Raw genomic sequence first — 19,371 nt, 5'->3', positions numbered from 1 at the left:
CTCGGCTGCACCTGGCGTAAGACCCTGGCCGTTCCATCGTTTGATGGAAGCGGCTGGATGCGTAACATCCACGCTACCAGCCGCAAGAGGAGAGCGGGATACTTCAGCGAATCCGAAACACCGCGCAGGGGTTCCCGGCCGGTTCCGGTATTCAGGCGACGAGTTTCCGCACGAGCTCCAGAGAGGAATTCATGTTCTTCGATCCATTTATTGACCTCATGTTCCTGGATCTATCCTGGCCTCTTGGGCGCAAAGGTCAAGGGCGCTAATATAGGTGCATTCCAAGGTGCCGACTATGGCTGGTCGACTGGCGCACAGCGGCTCGCCGCATTCTCGACACCGAAGGGTTGCAGGCTGTGCCGGTAAAGTCACCAAGGGCGTCCTGAGCGACCACCATGACCCACGACATCGGGAAGCCGTGCTCAGCGTGTACGGGAGCACCGGTTGCGGCTGTGGCGATTGCCGCGCACGAAGCCGGCTACGCGATTCAGCATCAGCAGGGGTATGCGCCGTTGAAGGCGCACCGCGATCGTGCCACAGTATCGATCGGGTCCAACCTCGGCTTCTTCTTCGTCCTGATTGCCGGGGTGATGCTCGGCAGCCTGGACAATGGGCTGGATCGGCGCGAGCCCTTTGGCCTGGCCACGCTCTTCGCGCTGATTACGCTGCAGGTCGAGTTCGACGCATCACGCCGCGCCAAACTTGCCCTGGTGCAGTCCGGTATCGTCGATGGCGGCGTGCCGAGGCTCGGGAGAGCAAAGGCGTGGATCTTGGTTCTGGGCGCGGCGGCATGGACCTATGTTGCCGGGTTCCTCGCCTCGCTTCTCTCGCTCTATTGGGTCATGCTGTTGACCGGCATGTCTCGCGACGAATAGCGGGTTCGCGCTGGCGAACACGCATGCCCGGAGGAAGCGCTCGGATAGCAATGTCCGGGCGCTTCGTTTACCCGGTGGTGTCGATTCGCAAGCGCCGCAACTTCGACGAGGCGATCCAGCGCTTCGTTCTCATAGAGATAGACACCCAGCGATTGCTGAAATCCGCCGATCACCAGCGCATTCGCGTTGCCCGCCTGGTTGTCAGACACCATGCTTGTCCGGGTGTGGCGGCGACTTGAACCGCATATCGCTGGCAAGCCCAACGATTCCCCAGTAGCGGCTCGGATCGACGTATTTGTTGAGACATCGAAGTATCCGGCCTCCCAGTTCGTTCCGAGTCCTCGCTGAGCTGGCACAGAACGACATTGCTGTTTTCGAGTTCGGCGATATCCCAATTCGTAGATCATGCGGGCTTGTTGACCTGGACGCCCTTGTTGTTGATTGGCTCGCCTGTTCGACAGTAGACATCGAACCCCAGCGCCCGCACCTTCGCCGCCAACCGAAGGTTATACTCCTGATCCGCCAGCGAAAACATCGGCCCGCTCAAATACACCCGCATGCCGCGACCTCCTCGGGAGTGCTCCATTCTAGCGGCCAAGGGCACTGGTTTGGTACACTCGCCGCAATCGATCATTACCGGAGAAGAGGTCACTGATGGTCATGAAAGCAACTGGCACGTCGTCGACTTCGCGGCTGGTGTCGCAGTGGGCGCCGTGGCCGGGGCAGGCATCGCCTATTTGACCACGCCTCGCAGCGGCGACGATCTGCGCCAGGAAGGGATCGATCTGGTCGATTCGGCGCGGATGCTGGTGAACGTGCCCGCATCGACCGCGAAGCAGAACTGCGCGACAAGTTCCGCATGCAAGTCGGTCGCCGTGACGCCCTCACCTCGACCCCGACAATGTGCGTTCGCCGAGTCGCATCCGCCCACGATTCCGCTCACCTGAGTCTCGATCCGAAAACTCAACAAGTCGATCGCGCAGGCATTGCAAATGCGAACATGTGTGCTATTCTGTTCGCATGGCAGCTACGAACTATGTCGACTCCCGTTGCAAGACCGCCATCAACCGCGTCTACGGCATGCCCTTCAAGTGGTCGCTCAATCCGTACATCGCGGCTGCATGCACGCCTGCCACTACTGCTATGCCCGCGAGTCGCACACCTTCCTGGGTCTCAATGCCGACAGTGACTTCGAGCGGCAGATCTGCCAAGAGCAACATCGCGGAAGCGCTCGATCGTGAACTGAGCCGGCCCGGCTGGGCGGGCGAATCGATCGCGATTGGAACAGCCACCGATGCGTATCAAGCCGCCGAGAAGCGCTGGCCTATACACGGGCCTGTCTCGAGGTCCTCCAGAAACACAACCAGCCGTTCAGTGTGGTCACGAAATCGCCGCTGATCGCACGCGATCTCGATCTCAGCCCGGCGATCTCCTGCCGGCGCGCGTGCATATCTACTTCACGGTCACCACCGTCGACGAGTCGCTCTTGACGATCGAGCCAGGAGCGTTCCCGCCCTGGCAAGCGGCTCGAAGCGCTGCTAGGGGGATGTTGCGGCAGAGGGCATCGTCTGCGGAGTCATGATGGCTCCGGTCATGCCAGGGCTGAACGATCGGCAGGACAGATCGAGGCCGTTGCAGAAGCTGCGGCAGCGGCGGGGGCAAGCACTTTGGGCAGGTCCGCTCCGGCCTGCGCCGCCGGTCCGCGAACTGCTTCTTCGCGTTCCTCCAACGCGAGTTTCCAACGCTCCTTCCCCCGGTACATGCGACGCATGGAAGGGCAACACTCCGCCTTGAGTCTGCGCAGTAACAGCGCATCGAGGACTGCGCCGCCAACGCGCGAGCGCGTTTCGGCCTTGCCGTGACGGAACGTCGCGCACATCCGAACCGGCGCGGTTCGGCCACTGCCGGCGCAACTCGCGATTCCACTTCCGGAACTCGATCCTCCCATGCCTATCCTGCCCGGTATGATCTCGCGCCTGACCGGCGCGATTCGAGGAGGAAGGAGCGGGGACCAATGGCGTCAGTCAGCCGGTGGCGGTTGGGTCGGTTCGAGGCGATCTCTGAAGCAGCATGGTGGCTGGCAAAGACACCGCTTGCCGCCCAGTTCGGCGCGAAGGTGCTGGAAAATGGCGGCAACGCGGTGGATGCGGCAGTGGTGACCGCTGCCGTCGCCGGCGTGGTCGAACCCTGGATGAACGGGTTCGGCGGCGGAGGTTTCCTCTGGTCCGACACGACAGCAAGAGCGGCGAGTCCTCGGCTGTTTCCTATCCCATGGTCGCTCCGTTATCAGCCACTCCGGACATGTTCCCGCTTTCTGGGAAACCAGATGCCGGAGCTGGCTGGCCAGGCGTTGTCGGCGTGGCGAACATCATTGGCGCACGATCGGTCTGCGTTCCGGGCACGCCTGCCGGTCTCGCGTTGGCGTTGCAGCGCTACGGGACCTATTCGTTCGCGGAAGCCCTGAACCCAGCCATCGACCTTGCGCGACACGGAATTCCAGTTTCCTGGCACATGTCGATGGAGATCGCGCGCGATCTGGAGAACTTGCGCAAGTTCGAGGCGACCGAAGCTCTTCTCTGTCCCAACGGGATCGTGCCCTGGTCGACCTCGCAGGACAATCCAACCCTGCTGAAACAGGAAGAACTCGCCGCGACCCTGGAATCAATTGCCAGGGACGGCGCCCGATCGTTCTATGAAGGTCAGATCGCGCAACAAGTCGTCTCACACCTCAACGGACTCGGCGCGAACCTTTCCTCGACGACTTCGGCCGCCGATATCAAGCAACCATCGAAGACGCGCTCATCGGCACCTACAACGGTCACCAGGTCGTCACGACGAACAACGGCACGGGCGGACCGACCCTGGCGGAATCGCTCGGCCTGCTGGACGGATTCGACCTGTCTCAGGTGCCAATAACTCGGTCGAGGCGCTGCACACAGCGCATTCGCCATCGCCTTCGCCGACCGTTTTGCCTATCTGGCCGATCCGAACTTCGTCGATGTCCCTATCCAGGCACCTCTCCGATGCCTGACCTCGACGGCGCTGCGAAGACATGGCTAGACCGCACGCGGTTCTACGGGCAGGCAGTAGGAACAACTCGGCGTCGCTCATGGGCTGAGGGCTCGATGCCCGACTACCGAGCGGGGGAAGCACGACCCATCTGAGCGTGATCGACAAGGACGGCGTGGCGGTTTCGCTGACACAATGCCGCTGAGTCTATGGGGCAGCCGGGTGACCGTTCCGGGAACCGGGTTGATCATGAACAACGGGATGATGTGGTTCGACCTCGAACCCGGGCGACCAACCGATCGAAGGCGGCAAGAAACCATTATCGAACATGTCGCCGGCCATCCTGGTTCGCAATGGAGAAGCTGCTGCCGCGCTGGGCGCCAGCGGTGGACGGCGATCATGAATTGCATCGCGCAGATTGCCATGAACTTGCTCGACCATGAACTTCAATGCAGGAGGCGGTCACATCGCTGCATCGACCGGTCGACCCCGACGCTCTTCGCCAGCAGCCGTCTGCCAAAGGCAACCGTCGATGGCCTCACTTCGCTGGGACATCGGGTGTCGGTGCGCGATGAGACGCTTTTCTTTGGCGACTTCGCGTCACCCGCGTGTGTCGAGCGGATTCCGAGTGGTCAACTCAAAGGCGGTGTCGACCCGTTCTACTATCCTGCCACGCTCACGGCGCCTGATCTGCTCGGGCCGTTATGGCGTATCGTTGGGGGAGCGCAATCCGTTTACCTCCAGGCGTGGAGTACTGAGTGCCGAAACGACAATCCGCCCTTCGAACGTCCCAAAGGCGGCTCATCCGCGTCGCCATTCGCGTACCGCCTGGACTTTTCCTCGCGCTCGCGGTCACGCTCGGCTTCCTCGAGCTTCACGCAGCGCGCATGCCGAACTAGAACGCACGATCCCGAGTCAGGATGCCATCCTCTCAAGCCCGCCGGAGAATTTACAGTTCTGGTTCACCGAGCGCGTGTCGATGGATCCGACTCCACCGGTCATCACGGCTTCTCGATGAGGACGGAAACAAGCTCGAGACCACTCAGTGTGACACTGATCCGAATGATCCGCGTCACCTCACGGCCGAGGTGTCGGGTTTCGTCTCCGGCACCTATACCGTCAGTTGGACGGCACCGGTTGACGACGGCCACACCCTGAGTGGCACTCTTCGGTTTTCGCATTGGCACCGCCGGGCGCCAGGAGCCGCCACCGCCGGCGAGCAGCCCGCAATCTGGGCGGTGGTCTTGCGCTGGATCACCTTCTCGGGGCGTGAGTGCCGCTGCCGCCGGATTGATCTGGATCGGGTTCAGCGCACGGTCTGATTCCGACAACAACAAGCCAGGCGTGGCGCAGCTGCGATGGTCGCTGCGGTCGCCGCGCTTCTGGCCACATTGCTCGAACCCGTACTGCAAGCCCAGTTCCCCCCGTCCGTGTCACCAAACCAACCCTTTCCGAAGCCGTCGCCGGGCTTCCCCAACCCGTGGTGGCTTCGTCCAGCGGGACCGGCAGTGCGTGTCGCTGCGCTCGGTGTCATGCACTTCTACCGTAAGAAAGACGCGCGGAAACCGATCGGCCTTGTTGGCGCGCTAGGCGCCTTGGCGGCATTGCTCGGGCTCGCGCTCACCACGCACGCCGCCGCTCAGGAAGACTGGAATCTGGCCGGCAAGCTCTCCGTGTCGCTGTACGGTTCTCCGGTTGGGCTGGTCGGGGGATTGATCCTGCTTGGTGTCTGCCTGGCCTCGCGGCGCGCCTGCGGAAGGCGAGACGTCCGGCAAGGATGCGCTGCGTGAGTTTAAGGCCGTGCCATGGTGTTGGCGCCGATCGGCATCGTGACCGGGATCGTGAATTCGGGCCTGATCTTGCCCTCGATCGATTCACTCTGGGAGACGAGCTGGGGCAAGATCCTGATCGTCAAGGTGGCGATTCTGGCGCCGGTCATGATCTCCGCGGCGCGCCATCACCCCCGGCTGCGCAAGCATCTACAACGGATCGGGAATGCCCTCAGGGAAGCGTGCGGCTTGAGACTGCGCTCGTCGCGGCAGTAGTGCTTGGCGGAACGATCCTGGCTCTCTCAGCGCCGCCAACCACCTCGAGCGGCGAGGTCACGAGCATCGACCTGGCGGCACCGCTGGCTGGCAACGATCAGGTCAGCGAGGTGCTGCACTCGATCATGTCGCCGATGCGCGCCGGCGAAAACGAGATTCGTGTGAATGTCGGCCTGCTCGACCCTCGATCAGGGGGCGAGGTGATCCTTATCCAGCGCGTGCGGCTCGACCTGATCAGCTTGAATCACGAAGCCGAGCAACGCGACGTCGAACTGGTGCAAGACCCCGCCACGGGTGATTTCGTTGCGAACGGACTGCAACTGACGATCAACGGCTGGTGGGAAATCGACGTGCTCGTCCGCCGCGGCGGACTGGAAGACGAGATCGTGCCGTTCTTCTTCTCATCCCTGATCCGAACATCAACGGGTTCGACGCGCCGCAATTCGACGCTCGTCGGATGAGGCACAAGGCTCTTCGAGAGTGCGCTGGATATGGAGATGACCACCAGCGTGCACTACACTGAGCGGCTGGCGTCCGGGTTGGGAGGTGTGGCGATTTCCGAACGAACGGTGAGCACCGGCAATAAAATGGTCGCCACTACCTCCCTAAAGCGGCAGGTGACCAGTGCATCGAGCTACTGACCATTGGCGACACCTCGGCAGCACGCTGGGCAACGAGTGGATCGAGCGGATCTACATTCCGATCTTCCCACCATCTGAATGGGGAGCAACCTACGACGGCGCGCGCGACTTCCAGCTCGGACGCCGTGTTGGTCGGCGACGACGTGGCGCGGTTATCACGTTCTATGTGACCCGGAGTCGGACACGTAGATTGCAGCCTGGTATGCGGTGGATCGATGAGGAGACCGGGCACCTCGTCAACGAGACGATGGTCTCCCGACTGCACTATATGCGCTGGCGGTTCTTCGACTTCGATGCCCCGGTCGATATCCCCGTTCCAGGAACCGTGGCCACACCGGTTGCGTCGCCTCAGGCGTCTCCGGTTGCCAGTCCGGCCGCGTCTGCCGGAGACGGACCGATTCCTGGCCTGAACAGCTCGTCATGACGATGGCCCGATCCAACCGCCACCGGGTCAGGCGCAATGCATTGGCTGTGACGAGCAATGACGTGCCAAGGTCGACCGCGACGGCCATCCAAAGCGTGGTCACCCCGACAAGGGTCAGCGCAAGCGCGACCAGCTTGACCGCCAACGAGATTCCGATGTTCTAACCGGATGATCGCGACGGTTCTGCGCGAGAGGTCGATTGCGCCTGGAACGAAGAGATCGTTTCGCAGGATTGCATTATCAGCGGTTTCCACGGCGAGGTCGGAACCGGTCAGCCCCATGGCAAACCTGACCGTGCTGCCCAGGGCAGGACCGTCGTTGACACCGTCGCCCACCACCGCCACGGCGCCGGGTTCGTTCACGCAGCGCAGCAACGCGAGACGCTTTCTCACCAGGAAGAAGCTCGGCCATCACCTCGTCGATACCGCACTCCCGCGTCCAATGACACTCGCGGTCGAGCGGTTGTCGCCGGTCATCATGGCAATGGGCTCGATACCCTGTTGGCGCAACCGCGCTGCCAACTGCCGCGCTTTCGGGACGGATCTGGTCAGCAAGCGCAATGGCGCCAACGGCGACAGCCTGTTCCTCTTCCTGGCGAGCTACGAGAAGAACGTATTTGTCGCCCAGTCCGTTTCAGTGCCGGGTACTGACCCCAAGCTCGACGAACCACGCCGGCGAACCGACCCAGACGCGCGAATCGTCGAGGATGGCGCTTGCGCCGCGACCGGCAGTGGCCGCAAACCCTGCTGCATCCTGAATCGGCACACCATCGCGAACCGCTCGCTCGACGATGGCAAGCCCAGGGATGTCGGAAAGCGCCTCGACAGCCGCCGCATGGAGCAGCACATCGTGCTCGCTCCCTCAAATGCGATGATCGAGGTCACAACCGGCTTTCCACGGGTAAGCGTGCTCGCCCGTCGAAGACAACCGCTCGCACCGAAGCGATTGCTTCGAGCGCCGCACCGCCCTTGACGAGGAAGCCTCGTTTCGCCGCGACGCCCACAGCAGAGACAATGGCCACCGGAGTCGAAAATGATCAGAGCGCATGGACACGCGATGAGGAGCACCAATCCGCGAGTCGCCCAATCCCGCCAGTCGCCGGTTGCTGCGCCACCAATGATGGCTACGAGAACGGCGGCTCCGACGACAACCGGGGTGTAGATAGCCGCGAAGCGATCGATGGTCTGTTCCGCATGACCACCGCCGCGGGCATCCCTGACCACCTGACGATGTTGGCCAGCAAATTCCGCTGCCGTGCAGGACACGCGCACCACGACCGAACCAGATCCGTTCAGCGATCCCGCATAGACTCCGCGAACCAGGGAACTTGTCGGCGGGCAGCGATTCCCCGGTGATCAACGATTCATCGACCGTGTAGTCGCCCCTTCGTCCAGCACACCATCTGCAGGAAATCGCTCGCCGGGCCGCACGCGGATGAGATCACCCGCGACGGCGTGACTCGATGCCGACGAGCCTTCTTCATTGCCGTTGGTGACGCGAAGCGCTTCTGACGGTGCTAGGGGTGGAAAGCGATGAAAGCGCTTCGGGTGCGATCGAAGGTGAGGCTTTGCGCGAGATTTCCGATGGCAAACAGCGGCGGCAGCAGGCGGCTTCCGCGCCCAGTCCCCAGCAGCAACGCACCGAGAATCGCAAGCGTCATCAAGACGTTCATGTCGATATGCAGGTTGCGTGCGGCTTGGCAGAGCGGCGCGGCCAAACGTCCACGCTCCGGCGACCACGGCCGCTGCGTATGCGATTCTGGCGACATCGTGACGATCGCCGATCAGGATGATCGCACCCCCCAGGATCCAGCGACCACTGCGGCGATCGCCAATTGGGAACGGCGGTCAGCAGCGCGAAGGAGCCCGGACGCGCGGGCTGCGCCTTGCGAAACAGCGCGATACCCCGCGACCTCGACAGCGTGCAACACACGCGGTGTCACGTCCACCTGGCTGCGGGAATCCGTCTCGACCGTCAACGTGCCGGCGCCAAAGTTCACCGTCGCTGCTGCGACGCCGGGGAGACGTTCCACCGCGGTAGCGACGCTCCTGGCGCATTCAGCGCATCCATCCCCGCACGTCGTAGACCGTGCGCGTGCCGGCAGCTCACCGCGCGGGGGCGTCATCCGGCTTGCTCTTCCGCGGTGGCAACGTCTTCGGCAACATGGTCCGACGCAACCGAAAGGATGTGGGCGACATGATCGTCGTCGAGCGAATAGAAGAGCACGCGGCCGTCGCGAATGATGCTTGACAAGATGGTTCTCGCGCAGGATACGGAGTTGATGAGAGACCGTAGTGCGGTTGATGCCCGTGGCTAGCGCGAGATCGCAAACGCAGAGTTCACCATCTCCAAGCGCTGCCAACATCCGCTGCCGAGTTGGATCGCCGAGCACTGGAGAACAAACGGGCCATTTCTGCCATCTTGGGCAGGTCCGAAGCTGCTCGCGGGCCGCGCGGACCTGATGAGGGTGAATACCAGTTCCTCGCAAGCGACCGTCGTTCACGCCAGCCTCCCATATGTGCGTTGTCATGCACATGTTACGACGCGAGCGTTCCCCGAGCAAGATCGTATCGAGTTCTGTGGCTAGGATCGGAATCCGGACAGCACCAGACCGATGAGCACGATGGAGGCAATGATGCGGTAGATAACGAAGACCGCAGTCGATTTCGTTTGCAGATACCGCAACAGAAAGCGAATGGCCAGGAAGCCAGAGACAGCAGATGCCGCCGGCGCCTCGGCCACGATTCGGGTGATTTCGGTTCCGCTTGGGTCTGACTGATCAGGTCGGCCAGTCCCTTGAGACCAGCGAAGGTCACCAACGGGATACCGAGCAGGAACGAGAAGCGTGCGGCATCCGCTCGCGTGAAATCCCGGAACAGCCCCGCCGTCAGCGTCACGCCCTCGACCGTGAGGTTCTGGCGAGCGCGATCGCCTGCGCCACTCCAATTGCAACGGCGTCGGGCACCCGGATCGAGCGCAGGATAATGGATCTCCTTGCCGTACTTGTCAGCGCCACAGCAGAATCGCAAAGGCCGCGAGCAAGACCGCAATCACGATGATCGCCCGCTCTTCGTTCGTATCGCTATGAAAGAAATCGTCGAGGCGATCCTGGAACAGGAGCCTGATGACTCCCGCCGGGAATGGAACCAATCACGATCAGAATGCCGAGCCGGGCATAGAACGCCGCACGATCAACGCACGCTGGCCCGACTCGCCGGGTTCGGGACCTTTGAGAAGTGAGACGTTCTTGTGCAGCATGGTTGGAATGGCGCGGAAGATGTCGACCAATTCACGCCAGAAATAGGTGAACACCGCGAGCAGCGTCCTGAGATGCAATGCGGCATCAGCGCGTGTCCTGGGGTCTCCCAGCCAAAGAGCCAGGGATGATGATGAGGTGTCCGGGAGGACGAAATCGGCAGGGAACTTCGGTGAGTCCCTGCGCAATACCCAGGATGATTGCCTCGATCAGCTCATGCGGCGCTACGAATGCAGCGGAGCGCCAGCGGCGGTCCGGGGAGTCGAGCTGCAGTTCGGACGCGTCCGTGTCCGCCTCGGGCTCGAGCCACGAATACTCGGCAGCTTCGACCTGCCGGAGGGAAAGGTGCGGCGGCTCCACCTCGATCACGCCTCCCAAATGGTGGAGCCGGGAAGCCAGAGCATGACATGCACCAACACACCATAGGAAAGCGCCAGCTCTCGGCTTCAACCCCAAAGCGCCGCTGAGCACCAGGATGACGGCGGCCTCGTACGGACCAACATAGCCGGGCGACGAAGGCACCAGCGCGCGAGATTTGCGATGCCGGTCGTGAGCATCGTTTCGCACGCCCATGGCCGCTTCGATCTGCCCACCAAAGGCGCGCCACCATGTAGTACATCGAGGCTTCGAACCCCAGGCGACAAGGGACGAAATGGAGACCAGCGCCAGTTCCCGCCAGCGATGAAAGATGCCCAGACCAGTTATGAACGACTCGGCCATGCGGTTGACCTTGACACCGAGCGATGCCGGCAATGGTCCGAGCGCAAGCTGGAGCATGCGGTCTCGCAGGCGACCGCCCTTCGCGAGAAGCACGAGCGCAACCAGCCCTTGCGAGGCCGAAGATCAGCATCGCCAGTTCGGCCACGCGGCTCAGTTGACTGGTGAGATCGACGAAGAGCATGGACGTCGCAATGAATGCGAGCAGCGCCATGCCGTCGAAGATGCGCTCGACCGCAATAGTGGCGAGCGCGGTCGGCTGGTGACGCTGGTGCGTTGTGATAGCGCGTAAGCGCGCACAGACTCCCCCGTGCGCAACGGCATGACGTTGTTGGCCATCAATCCGACGGCGTTGATGCCGACCAGTTTGCGAGCGGGAACCGCCTCGACCGGGCGGAGCAAGACACTCCAGCGATAGGCGCGCACCAGCAAACCGATGAAATAGAGGCCGAGTGCTGGGACGAGGTACCAGTAGGTAACCTGCGAAAACGCTTCCTTGATGGCCGCGTAGTCTTGTCCGCGGAGCGCGAAAACGAGGAAGAACGCGCTTACCGCAAATCCCAGAATGATGCGACGACGGTTCATGCCGGCCGGAGGGCCCTCTCAGATGCTGGGCGCTTCGCATCGCTTGTGACGAGCGCATGCCCTATCCACGCCTCGCCGCGCGGCGAACGTGCCCGAAGGAGTATACGACGGCAATTGACGACAGAATGGCGCGTTCTGATTGATTTCCGCAATCCGACCGAGGAATTCGCATCTCCGATCGGGTGAATCCATCGCTTAGAATGCACAGCACACGAGAAGCCTCCCCTGGGCGGGTCGATCCCACCCCTCTTGCCGCAATGAGGCGACTCCAGGAGGTAGCTCAAGACATGTCCACTTCCCCTGATTCGACCGTCTCCGACCGATTCGGCGCGCGCTCCCGACTGACAACCAAGGACGCCCAAACGGTTGCCTTCTATCGGATCGCAGCGCTCGAAGAGCGTGGATTGGGGACGATCGACAAGCTGCCGTTCACTGTGCGCATCCTGTTGGAAAACGTCCTGCGCAATGCGGGGAGCGAGTTCGTCGACGATAGCGTCGTGGAACGCCTGGCCGCGTGGACCCCACAATCAGCAGGCGAAGAATTCGAGCTGCCGTTCATGCCGGGTCGTGTGGTCCTGCAAGACTTTACCGGTGTGCCAGCGGTGGTCGACCTGGCGGCAATGCGCTCGGCAGTGGGGCGACTGGGAGGCGATGTCACACGCATCAATCCGCTGGTTCCCGCCGATCTGGTGATCGACCACTCGGTGCAGGTCGACCAATATGGCACCCTCCGCTCCTTCTTCTTCAATGTGGAGATGGAATACAAGCGCAACAGCGAGCGATACGCGTTGCTGCGCTGGGCCCAGCAGTCGTTCCAGAACTTCCGCGTCGTGCCGCCAGGCACCGGCATCGTGCACCAGGTGAATCTGGAATATCTGGCGCCCGTCGTCGCGACCAAGACCGAAGGATCGGAAACGGTTGCCTTCCCGGACACGCTCGTCGGCACCGACTCGCATACCACAATGATCAACGGGCTCGGCGTGCTGGGTTGGGGAGTCGGCGGCATCGAGGCCGAGGCAGTGCTGCTTGGCCAGCCGCTGTACCAGCTGATGCCAGAGGTGGTCGGGTTCCGTTTGACCGGGCAGCTGCAACCGGGCGCCACCGCGACAGACCTCGTCCTCTATGTGACGCAGATTCTGCGCAAGCATGGCGTGGTCGGCCGATTCGTCGAGTATTTCGGAAAGGGATTGAGCAGTCTGTCACTCCCCGACCGCGCGACGTTGGCCAACATGGCGCCAGAGTATGGCGCGACCGCCGGGCTCTTCCCGGTCGATGATGAGACATTGCGTTACTTGCGCGTGACAGGGCGCCCGGAGGCGCTGATCGATCTGGTCGAGCGCTACACAAAGGAACAGGGCCTCTTCCGCACCGATCAGACGCCCGATCCGGTGTTCAACGATGTGCTCGAGCTCGACCTGGGCGATGTTCAGCCGAGTGTGGCAGGTCCCCGCCGTCCGCAGGACCGGGTGTCGCTCCCGGACGTGAAGTCGACCTTCCGGGGCGCGTATCAGGACCAGATCGGATCGAACGGCGCGCATCACCTGGGCGCGGTGCCGGTGGTCATCGGCAACGAGAACGAAGAACTGCATCACGGCGCAGTCGCCATTGCAGCTATCACGTCCTGCACCAACACGTCGAACCCGGCGGTCATGCTCGGCGCCGGCCTGGTAGCCAAGAAGGCGGTGGAACGCGGACTCGATGTCCCGCCCTATGTCAAGACAAGCCTGGCGCCTGGTTCGCAGGTGGTGACGGCGATGCTGAACAAGGCGGGACTCACTCCTTATCTCGAAGCGCTCGGCTTCCACACCGTCGGCTATGGCTGCACGACCTGCATCGGGAACTCTGGTCCGCTGCCCGTGCCTGTGGCCGAGGCAATCGACGAGAACAAACTGGTCGTGGCAGCGGTGCTCTCCGGTAACCGCAACTTCGAGGGCCGAATCCATCCGCAGGTCCGCGCATCGTTCCTGGCGTCGCCGCCCCTGGTAGTTGCCTATGCGCTGGCGGGGAGTGTCGATGTCGATCTGGACAAGGATTCGCTTGGCGAGGATCCAAATGGGGAGCCGGTCTATCTCAAGGATATCTGGCCAACCCCGGAGGAAGTCCAGAACGCGCTCACCGTGGCGGTCGACTCCGAGATTTTCGCCAACGAGTATCGCAGCGTGTTCGAAGGCGACGAGCTCTGGCAGTCGATGGAGATTCCGAAGGGCGATCTCTACGAGTGGAACAAGGAATCGACCTACGTCCAGGAGCCGCCCTACTTCATCGACTTGTCTCCAACTCCGGAGCCATTGAGCGACATCAACGGCGCGCGGGTGCTGGCGCTGCTGGGCGATTCGGTCACGACCGACCACATTTCCCCGGCCGGATCGATCGCGAAGACAAGTCCTGCGGCGCAGTACCTCATCAACAACGACGTCGCGCCGGTGGAGTTCAACTCCTACGGTTCACGACGCGGCAATCACGAGGTCATGATCCGCGGGACGTTTGCCAACATCCGCCTGCGCAATCAACTGGTGCCTGGCAGCGAAGGCAATATCACCCGCTACTTCCCCACGGGTGAAGACATGTCCATCTACGATGCGTCGATGTTCTACCAGCAGAACGGCACGCCGTTGATCGTGATCGGCGGCAAGGAGTACGGTTCAGGCTCCTCGCGCGACTGGGCGGCCAAGGGAACGCTGCTGCTCGGCATCAAGATGGTGCTGGTGGAGAGCTTCGAGCGTATTCATCGGAGCAACCTGGTCGGCATGGGCGTGCTGCCTGCGGTCTTCCTGCCAGGTCAGAACGCTGAATCGCTCGGTTTGACCGGCGAAGAAGTATTCGATGTTTCCGGCATTGCCGAGGGACTCAAGCCAAACGGTCGCATCCAGATCAAGGCGACCAAGCCCGACGGCACGGTGACCGAATTCGAAGCGGTCGCCCGCATCGACAGCACGGTCGAGCTCGAGTACTACCGCAACGGCGGCATCTTGCAGACGGTGCTTCGCCGCCTCACTGCTCCGGTGGCATAGGACCCTGAGATCTCAGCACGACGACCCCTTCCGGGATGCCTGGGAGGGATCGCTTGCTCTGATGCGGAAACCGGACAACTGCTAAGGGGTATATCCCAGCGTTTCAACGGTGGAACTGCGCGGAGCGAAGGTGGAATTGCCCAAAGCTGGACTCCGCATGAAGCGTCTTGGCGCTTCGACCGAAGCGCTCAGATTGCGATGTACCGATCTCCACGGAGGGCATTCGAGGCGGCAATGGCGACCCGGTAGTGGTACCGGTCGAGACCGCACGCGAACTCGCTGCGCGTGACAAGCGTCGGGGTCAGGATTGCAGAACCAGCTTTGAGCTCGAGTGCGTCGGCAGCCACAATGCCATCCCCGAAGATGGCGAGCACATCGGCAAGCGGGAGCTGGACGAGAGATTCGAGCTCTTCCGGATTCGGCGTAAAGGCGGAGAGCGGTTCGTCCACACGCCACAGAAACACGGTCTGGATCTCCCGGTCGAGGATGCCGGGCGCGTCTTCACTGACGCCGAACCGAACGCCAACTGGCAGGAGTTCCGCAAGCGTCACGGTCCGGCCAATCTCTTCCTGAACCTCACGCAAGGTGTCTTCGACCGACTCACCGGCGCGGAGATGCCCCCCAACGGTGGCGTCGAGCTTGAGAGGCAACGTGTCCTTGAATCTTCCTCGCCGCTGGAAGGCGAGATAGGGTCCGCCCTGGTCGATCCCGTAGACCCAAACATGGATCGAGGCGTGCCAATCCCCGTCTCGATGCACCAGAGCACGCTGTTTGGCAACGCCGGTGCGCTTCCCATCGGCGGTGAGCACGTCGAATAGTTCAGTGAGGTCCTGAGCGCGGTCGGTCACACGGTTTCTCCCTGGTCGGTTCGCAGCCTGCCGAAGATCAGCACATCGTGCCAGGCGCCGTCGAGATACCTTGCCTCGCGCAACCGCCCCTCCAGGATGAATCCATGCTTGGTGAAGAACCGGTGCGCATCGCTGTTGAATGCCTCGGAACGCACGGTGAGTCGGTGCAGGTTCCATTGACTGAAAGCGACATCCGCAATGGTGTCGAGCGCGTCGCTCCCAAATCCTCGGCCACGATGCTGCCTCGTGAGCACGATGCTGAGCTCTCCATTGCGGTCGACCTGCCCGATATCAGAGAGCACGAGCAGCCCGCACGTTTCTCCTGCCAAAGTTTCGATGAGAAAGGCGACAGGATGCCCAAGCGCTTCTTCCGATGCGAGCCACTGCTCGATGCGCTGCACGACATGGTTGCGGGACACGGCAGGCACCCCGTATCCCCAGAAGCGCATGAGCTCGGGATCATCCAGCCAATCGTGGACAAGTTCGAGGTCGGATCGATCGATCGCGCGGAGGTTGATGAGCTCGCCGGAAATCATGAGGCAGAGACCGAGATTGCGAGAACAGATAGACAGGCGCGATCTGGGAGGTTTCTGGCTCTGTCCGATTCGACCGGACGCAACGATCCCCAGAGTGGGCGGGCGGCCAATCTCTGGGGATCGATCATGGATCTCGATCGAGCACCGTGCTCAGGGGTTGTTGACCTGAGCAGCGTCCGGGGTCTCCCCCGACTGCGCGATGGTGAGCGCGCTGGTCCAGTCGTCGCTCAAGTCGACGATTCCGGCCGAGAAGAGACCAAGGACCAGATTGCCGATGACCAACAGAATGATGGCGACGTTCAACAGGGTTGTGCGCAGCGGTTTGAGCTCCGCCTGGTTGCCCGGACTGAAATACATCACCGCTACAACCCGCAGGTAGAAGTAGGCGCTGATCCCAGAGGCGATAACGACCGCGATCGCCAGCCAGAGCATGTCGGCTTCCATGGCTGCCAGGATCACGTAGTACTTGGCATAGAAGCCGATAAGCGGCGGAATGCCCATGAGGGAGACCATGAAAACCGCCATGGCCGCTGCTGGCAATGGATCGGTGCTGGCAAGTCCAGCGAAATCGTCCAGTGTGGCGCCCCGACCACGCGACTGCACCCACACGATGACCGCAAAGGCGCCGACATTCATGAAGACGTAGGCGAGCATGTAGTACAGCAGTGAAGAAACGCCGCGGGTGCCAATGACATCCTGCAGGTCGTTCCCAAAGCCGGTTCCCTCACGGTAGGCGGCCAGACCGACCATCATGTAGCCGGTGTGGGCGATCGAGGAATAGGCCAGCATGCGCTTGAGGTTCCGCTGCGTCAGGGCAACGATGTTGCCGAGCAGCATGGTCAGCACAGCCAGGACCGCGATGAGCCAGCGCCAGTCGTCCGACAGCGGGCCGAGCGCCTGCACGAGAATGCGGATCATGGCGGCGAAACCGGCGGCCTTCGGAATGACCGACATATACGCCGTCACGGGAGTGGGCGCGCCCTCGTAGGCATCGGGCGTCCACATGTGGAACGGAACCGCCGCGATCTTGAAGCCGAGCCCAACGATCAGCAACAGCAGCGCCAGCAGGACCGACGCTTCGTACCACTCTTTCCCTTCGACCGCGGCGCCAATGCCCGAACGGATGTTATCCAGGCCGGTCGAGCCCGAGAGCCCATACGCCCAAGACATGCCGTAGAGCAAAATGGCGCTCGCGAAGATGCCGAGCAGGAAGTACTTCAGGGCGCCTTCGACTGACTGGGCATTCCGCTTGGTGAATCCGGTCAGCACGTAGGTTGCCAACGCGGAGAGCTCGATGCCGACGAAGATCGTGATCAGATCTCCGGCGGACGACACCACCAGCGCGCCAAGCACGGAAAACGCGAGCAGGATGTAGTACTCGCCGACTGGCACCCGGTCGCCATAGTCCTTGATGTAATTGGCCGAAACCAATACGGAGAAGATCGCGGCAACAAGGATGATGAGCGACAGAAAAACGGTCAGGCCGTCCGCGCGGAAGCTCCCCTGAAAGGTCTCGCCGAGGCGGTCATGTTGCCGATAGAGCGCGCCCATCGCCAGGACGTAGCCCACCAGTGAGATCCCGGTCAGGATCTGGAAGCTCCGGTGCTTGGGAATGAAGGCATCAGCAAAGACCAGCACCACCGCCAGGATGAAGACGATGAGCTGCGGCCAAAGCAGATGCCAGTCTGGAGCGCTAAGGTCGAGATTGAAAAGGTCCACCCGATTTGCCCCTATCCGCCCAACGGGCCGCGCAAGAACGGATCCATGATCCGCTCGAAGGACGGACCGACAATATCGAAGACTGGATTGGGATAGATTCCCAGCACGATCGTAAGCACCGCCAGCGGAACCAGCGTGATGAGCTCTTTCCGGGTCAGGTCCGGCCAGAGCGACGAATCATGCTCGTCGTGGTCATGGTCGTGCGAACCACCCGAAACAGGCGCAAAGGCGACCCCGTGATCGTCGTGGCCATGCCCGTGGCTGTCGCCGTGCGCAGCCAGCATCGCCTTTTCCTCGTCGGTCAACAGACCGTCGCCATGATCCGGCAATTCGTTGTGCGCGCGCCCGAGGACGACCCGCTGGAACATCGAAAGCATGTACCAGGCGGCAAAGATGACCACCAGGAACGCGACGATAGCGATCCACTTGTGGTACTGCCAGGCACTCAGGATCGCCAGGAACTCACCGACGAAGCCCGACATGCCAGGCAGACCGATACTGGCGAAGGTGAAGAGTCCCAGGAAGAAGGCGTAGAACGGCATGCGCCCCGCAATGCCGCCGAACGCCGCGATCAGGCGGGTGTGCGCGCGTTCGTAGAGCATACCGACCAGAAGGAAGAGCGCTCCGGTGTTGAGACCGTGGGCGATCATCACCATCATCGAGCCGTTGAACCCGCTGAGATCGGAGCGGGAGGTCAGGAAGATGTTGGTAAAGATGCCCAGCGTCACGAATCCCATATGGGAAACGGAAGAATAGGCGATCAGCTTCTTGAAGTCTGGCTGCACAAGGGCAACGAGCGCTCCATAGATGATGCCGATCAGGGAAAGCGCGATGATGATCCAGGCCCAGTCCTCTGACCCCTCCGGGAAGAGCGGCAGATTGAAGCGCAAGAGACCATAGCCGCCCATCTTGAGCATGATCGCGGCCAGGATGACCGACGCGGCGGTCGGCGCCTGGACGTGCGCATCCGGCAACCATGTATGGAACGGCCACATCGGGATCTTGATGGCGAACGCGATCAGGAAGGCTGCGAAGACCGCTCCCTGGAAGACATCGCTGTAGGCGCCCTTGTCCCACCCGGTCTGCAGCTCGAGGATGTTGAGCGTGCGGACGCCAGTGGCGTTGTAGTACGCCTGATAGGTGGCGACGATGCCGATCAGCATCAGCAACGACCCGATCAGCGTGTAGATGAAGAACTTGATCGCCGCGAAGACGCGGTTTTCAGATCCCCAAATACCGATGAGCAGGGCCATCGGGATAAGTACGAGTTCCCAGAAGATGTAGAAGATGAAGAGGTCGAGCGCCATGAAGACGCCGAGCATACCGGTCTGCAGCAGGAGCACGGTGATGTAGTACTCACGTCCCCGGTTGTTGACCGAATCCCACGACCAGATGACCGCGATGACCCCGATGAAGGTCGTCAGCACAATCAGGAGAAGCGCGATACCGTCGATACCCATCCGGTACGAAACGCCGAGCTCCGGGAGCCACTTGACGTACTCGGTGTACTGAAACTCCGCGTTCTTGTCGAAGTCCTTCAGCATCCAGAGCGAGAGCAGGAAACTGACCACGGTCGCGACAAGCGCAATCAGACGCGCTTGCTCCCGCTTGACCGAACGGAGGGCGAAGATCAGCACCGCGCCGACCAGGGGCGCGTATGCCGTCATGCTCAGAATGGGCAGGTTGTCCATAACTGTCTCCTACC

The 19,371-nt window shown here is 62.0% G+C and carries 24 protein-coding genes; 10 read left to right on the top strand and 14 right to left on the bottom strand.

The window, feature by feature from the left end; genetic code table 11:
• Positions 1-395 precede the first annotated feature (395 nt).
• Positions 396-875 carry a zinc metallopeptidase gene (locus R2855_14030; protein ID MEZ4532123.1) on the top strand — a complete coding sequence of 160 codons (480 nt, stop codon included), beginning with the start codon at positions 396-398 and terminating at the stop codon, positions 873-875.
• On the opposite strand, the gene R2855_14025 is transcribed toward R2855_14030, so the two are convergent.
• Together R2855_14025 and R2855_14020 are read right to left on the bottom strand one after the other, a co-directional pair.
• Positions 833-1,084 carry a hypothetical protein gene (locus R2855_14025; protein MEZ4532122.1) on the bottom strand — a complete coding sequence of 84 codons (252 nt, stop codon included), beginning with the start codon at positions 1,082-1,084 and terminating at the stop codon, positions 833-835. The genes R2855_14030 and R2855_14025 overlap by 43 nt on opposite strands.
• A 194-nt stretch (positions 1,085-1,278) precedes the next feature.
• A complete protein-coding gene (locus R2855_14020) occupies positions 1,279-1,434 on the bottom strand; it encodes a hypothetical protein (GenBank protein ID MEZ4532121.1) in 156 nt (51 codons plus the stop codon).
• A 49-nt stretch (positions 1,435-1,483) separates the two neighbouring features.
• Between R2855_14020 and R2855_14015 the strand changes: the two genes are divergently transcribed.
• Positions 1,484-1,822 carry a hypothetical protein gene (locus R2855_14015; GenBank protein ID MEZ4532120.1) on the top strand — a complete coding sequence of 113 codons (339 nt, stop codon included), beginning with the start codon at positions 1,484-1,486 and terminating at the stop codon, positions 1,820-1,822.
• Positions 1,823-1,948: 126 nt separating this feature from the next.
• On the opposite strand, the gene R2855_14010 is transcribed toward R2855_14015, so the two are convergent.
• Positions 1,949-2,095, bottom strand: a complete 147-nt coding sequence (locus R2855_14010; protein MEZ4532119.1) for a hypothetical protein — start codon at positions 2,093-2,095, stop codon at positions 1,949-1,951.
• Between the two features lie 850 nt (positions 2,096-2,945).
• On the opposite strand from R2855_14010, the gene R2855_14005 reads away from it, so the two are divergent.
• The 7 genes from R2855_14005 (at position 2,946) to R2855_13975 (ending at position 7,966) form a co-directional block, all read left to right on the top strand.
• On the top strand, positions 2,946-3,791 hold the full coding sequence (locus tag R2855_14005) for a gamma-glutamyltransferase (protein MEZ4532118.1): 846 nt from the start codon (positions 2,946-2,948) through the stop codon (positions 3,789-3,791).
• Positions 3,792-5,242: 1,451 nt separating this feature from the next.
• A complete protein-coding gene (locus R2855_14000; GenBank protein ID MEZ4532117.1) occupies positions 5,243-5,674 on the top strand; it encodes a hypothetical protein in 432 nt (143 codons plus the stop codon).
• Between the two features lie 15 nt (positions 5,675-5,689).
• Positions 5,690-5,929, top strand: a complete 240-nt coding sequence (locus tag R2855_13995) for a CopD family protein (protein ID MEZ4532116.1) — start codon at positions 5,690-5,692, stop codon at positions 5,927-5,929.
• Positions 5,896-6,390, top strand: a complete 495-nt coding sequence (locus tag R2855_13990; protein ID MEZ4532115.1) for a hypothetical protein — start codon at positions 5,896-5,898, stop codon at positions 6,388-6,390. The genes R2855_13995 and R2855_13990 overlap by 34 nt, the downstream gene beginning before the upstream one ends.
• 36 nt (positions 6,391-6,426) lie before the next feature.
• Complete coding sequence (locus R2855_13985; GenBank protein ID MEZ4532114.1) at positions 6,427-6,570, top strand: hypothetical protein; 144 nt, start codon at positions 6,427-6,429, stop codon at positions 6,568-6,570.
• Positions 6,554-6,994, top strand: a complete 441-nt coding sequence (locus R2855_13980; GenBank protein MEZ4532113.1) for a hypothetical protein — start codon at positions 6,554-6,556, stop codon at positions 6,992-6,994. The genes R2855_13985 and R2855_13980 overlap by 17 nt, the downstream gene beginning before the upstream one ends.
• 279 nt (positions 6,995-7,273) lie before the next feature.
• On the top strand, positions 7,274-7,966 hold the full coding sequence (locus R2855_13975) for a hypothetical protein (GenBank protein MEZ4532112.1): 693 nt from the start codon (positions 7,274-7,276) through the stop codon (positions 7,964-7,966).
• 544 nt (positions 7,967-8,510) lie between these two features.
• Here R2855_13975 and R2855_13970 read toward each other — a convergent pair.
• From R2855_13970 to R2855_13940, 7 genes are all read right to left on the bottom strand, one after another.
• Complete coding sequence (locus R2855_13970; GenBank protein ID MEZ4532111.1) at positions 8,511-8,711, bottom strand: hypothetical protein; 201 nt, start codon at positions 8,709-8,711, stop codon at positions 8,511-8,513.
• 66 nt (positions 8,712-8,777) lie between these two features.
• Positions 8,778-9,119, bottom strand: coding sequence for a heavy metal-associated domain-containing protein (locus R2855_13965; protein MEZ4532110.1), 342 nt, complete (start codon positions 9,117-9,119; stop codon positions 8,778-8,780).
• Positions 9,116-9,247: a hypothetical protein gene (locus tag R2855_13960; GenBank protein MEZ4532109.1), complete on the bottom strand. Its 132-nt coding sequence runs from the start codon at positions 9,245-9,247 to the stop codon at positions 9,116-9,118. The genes R2855_13965 and R2855_13960 overlap by 4 nt, the downstream gene beginning before the upstream one ends.
• Before the next feature lie 330 nt (positions 9,248-9,577).
• Entirely contained in the window at positions 9,578-9,736 is a 159-nt protein-coding gene (locus R2855_13955; GenBank protein MEZ4532108.1) for a hypothetical protein, read from the bottom strand.
• 414 nt (positions 9,737-10,150) lie between these two features.
• Positions 10,151-10,330: a hypothetical protein gene (locus R2855_13950; protein MEZ4532107.1), complete on the bottom strand. Its 180-nt coding sequence runs from the start codon at positions 10,328-10,330 to the stop codon at positions 10,151-10,153.
• A 7-nt stretch (positions 10,331-10,337) separates the two neighbouring features.
• Entirely contained in the window at positions 10,338-11,063 is a 726-nt protein-coding gene (locus R2855_13945) for a hypothetical protein (protein ID MEZ4532106.1), read from the bottom strand.
• A gap of 57 nt (positions 11,064-11,120) precedes the next feature.
• Positions 11,121-11,552, bottom strand: a complete 432-nt coding sequence (locus R2855_13940; GenBank protein MEZ4532105.1) for a lysylphosphatidylglycerol synthase transmembrane domain-containing protein — start codon at positions 11,550-11,552, stop codon at positions 11,121-11,123.
• 287 nt (positions 11,553-11,839) lie between these two features.
• Between R2855_13940 and acnA the strand changes: the two genes are divergently transcribed.
• The gene (acnA, locus tag R2855_13935; GenBank protein ID MEZ4532104.1) at positions 11,840-14,563 is read left to right on the top strand and encodes an aconitate hydratase AcnA; all 2,724 of its coding nucleotides are present in this window, start codon (positions 11,840-11,842) and stop codon (positions 14,561-14,563) included.
• A gap of 188 nt (positions 14,564-14,751) precedes the next feature.
• On the opposite strand, the gene R2855_13930 is transcribed toward acnA, so the two are convergent.
• From R2855_13930 to R2855_13915, 4 genes are all read right to left on the bottom strand, one after another.
• Positions 14,752-15,411 carry an NUDIX domain-containing protein gene (locus R2855_13930; protein ID MEZ4532103.1) on the bottom strand — a complete coding sequence of 220 codons (660 nt, stop codon included), beginning with the start codon at positions 15,409-15,411 and terminating at the stop codon, positions 14,752-14,754.
• Positions 15,408-15,947 (bottom strand): GNAT family protein, encoded by a 540-nt coding sequence (locus R2855_13925; protein MEZ4532102.1) that lies wholly within the window; start codon positions 15,945-15,947, stop codon positions 15,408-15,410. The genes R2855_13930 and R2855_13925 overlap by 4 nt, the downstream gene beginning before the upstream one ends.
• 150 nt (positions 15,948-16,097) lie before the next feature.
• Positions 16,098-17,666 (bottom strand): NADH-quinone oxidoreductase subunit N, encoded by a 1,569-nt coding sequence (locus R2855_13920; GenBank protein ID MEZ4532101.1) that lies wholly within the window; start codon positions 17,664-17,666, stop codon positions 16,098-16,100.
• A gap of 11 nt (positions 17,667-17,677) precedes the next feature.
• A complete protein-coding gene (locus R2855_13915) occupies positions 17,678-19,357 on the bottom strand; it encodes an NADH-quinone oxidoreductase subunit M (GenBank protein ID MEZ4532100.1) in 1,680 nt (559 codons plus the stop codon).
• Between the last annotated feature and the right edge of the window lie 14 nt (positions 19,358-19,371).

This window comes from Thermomicrobiales bacterium (assembly GCA_041390825.1).
Taxonomy (GTDB): domain Bacteria; phylum Chloroflexota; class Chloroflexia; order Thermomicrobiales; family UBA6265; genus JAMLHN01.
This window is presented reverse-complemented; position numbering and strand designations above follow the sequence as displayed.

Excerpts from the sequence above, each read along its gene's own strand:
- R2855_14005 (MEZ4532118.1), top strand. The coding sequence starts at position 2,946 with ATGGTGGCTGGCAAAGACACCGCTTGCCGCCCAGTTCGGCGCGAAGGT.
- acnA (MEZ4532104.1), top strand. The coding sequence starts at position 11,840 with ATGTCCACTTCCCCTGATTCGACCGTCTCCGACCGATTCGGCGCGCGC.
- R2855_13985 (MEZ4532114.1), top strand. The coding sequence starts at position 6,427 with ATGACCACCAGCGTGCACTACACTGAGCGGCTGGCGTCCGGGTTGGGA.
- R2855_14020 (MEZ4532121.1), bottom strand. The coding sequence starts at position 1,434 with ATGCGGGTGTATTTGAGCGGGCCGATGTTTTCGCTGGCGGATCAGGAG.
- R2855_13940 (MEZ4532105.1), bottom strand. The coding sequence starts at position 11,552 with ATGAACCGTCGTCGCATCATTCTGGGATTTGCGGTAAGCGCGTTCTTC.
- R2855_13965 (MEZ4532110.1), bottom strand. The coding sequence starts at position 9,119 with ATGACGCCCCCGCGCGGTGAGCTGCCGGCACGCGCACGGTCTACGACG.
- R2855_13995 (MEZ4532116.1), top strand. The coding sequence starts at position 5,690 with ATGGTGTTGGCGCCGATCGGCATCGTGACCGGGATCGTGAATTCGGGC.
- R2855_13925 (MEZ4532102.1), bottom strand. The coding sequence starts at position 15,947 with ATGATTTCCGGCGAGCTCATCAACCTCCGCGCGATCGATCGATCCGAC.
- R2855_14000 (MEZ4532117.1), top strand. The coding sequence starts at position 5,243 with ATGGTCGCTGCGGTCGCCGCGCTTCTGGCCACATTGCTCGAACCCGTA.
- R2855_14010 (MEZ4532119.1), bottom strand. The coding sequence starts at position 2,095 with ATGTTGCTCTTGGCAGATCTGCCGCTCGAAGTCACTGTCGGCATTGAG.
- R2855_13915 (MEZ4532100.1), bottom strand. The coding sequence starts at position 19,357 with ATGGACAACCTGCCCATTCTGAGCATGACGGCATACGCGCCCCTGGTC.
- R2855_13975 (MEZ4532112.1), top strand. The coding sequence starts at position 7,274 with ATGGCAAACCTGACCGTGCTGCCCAGGGCAGGACCGTCGTTGACACCG.
- R2855_14030 (MEZ4532123.1), top strand. The coding sequence starts at position 396 with ATGACCCACGACATCGGGAAGCCGTGCTCAGCGTGTACGGGAGCACCG.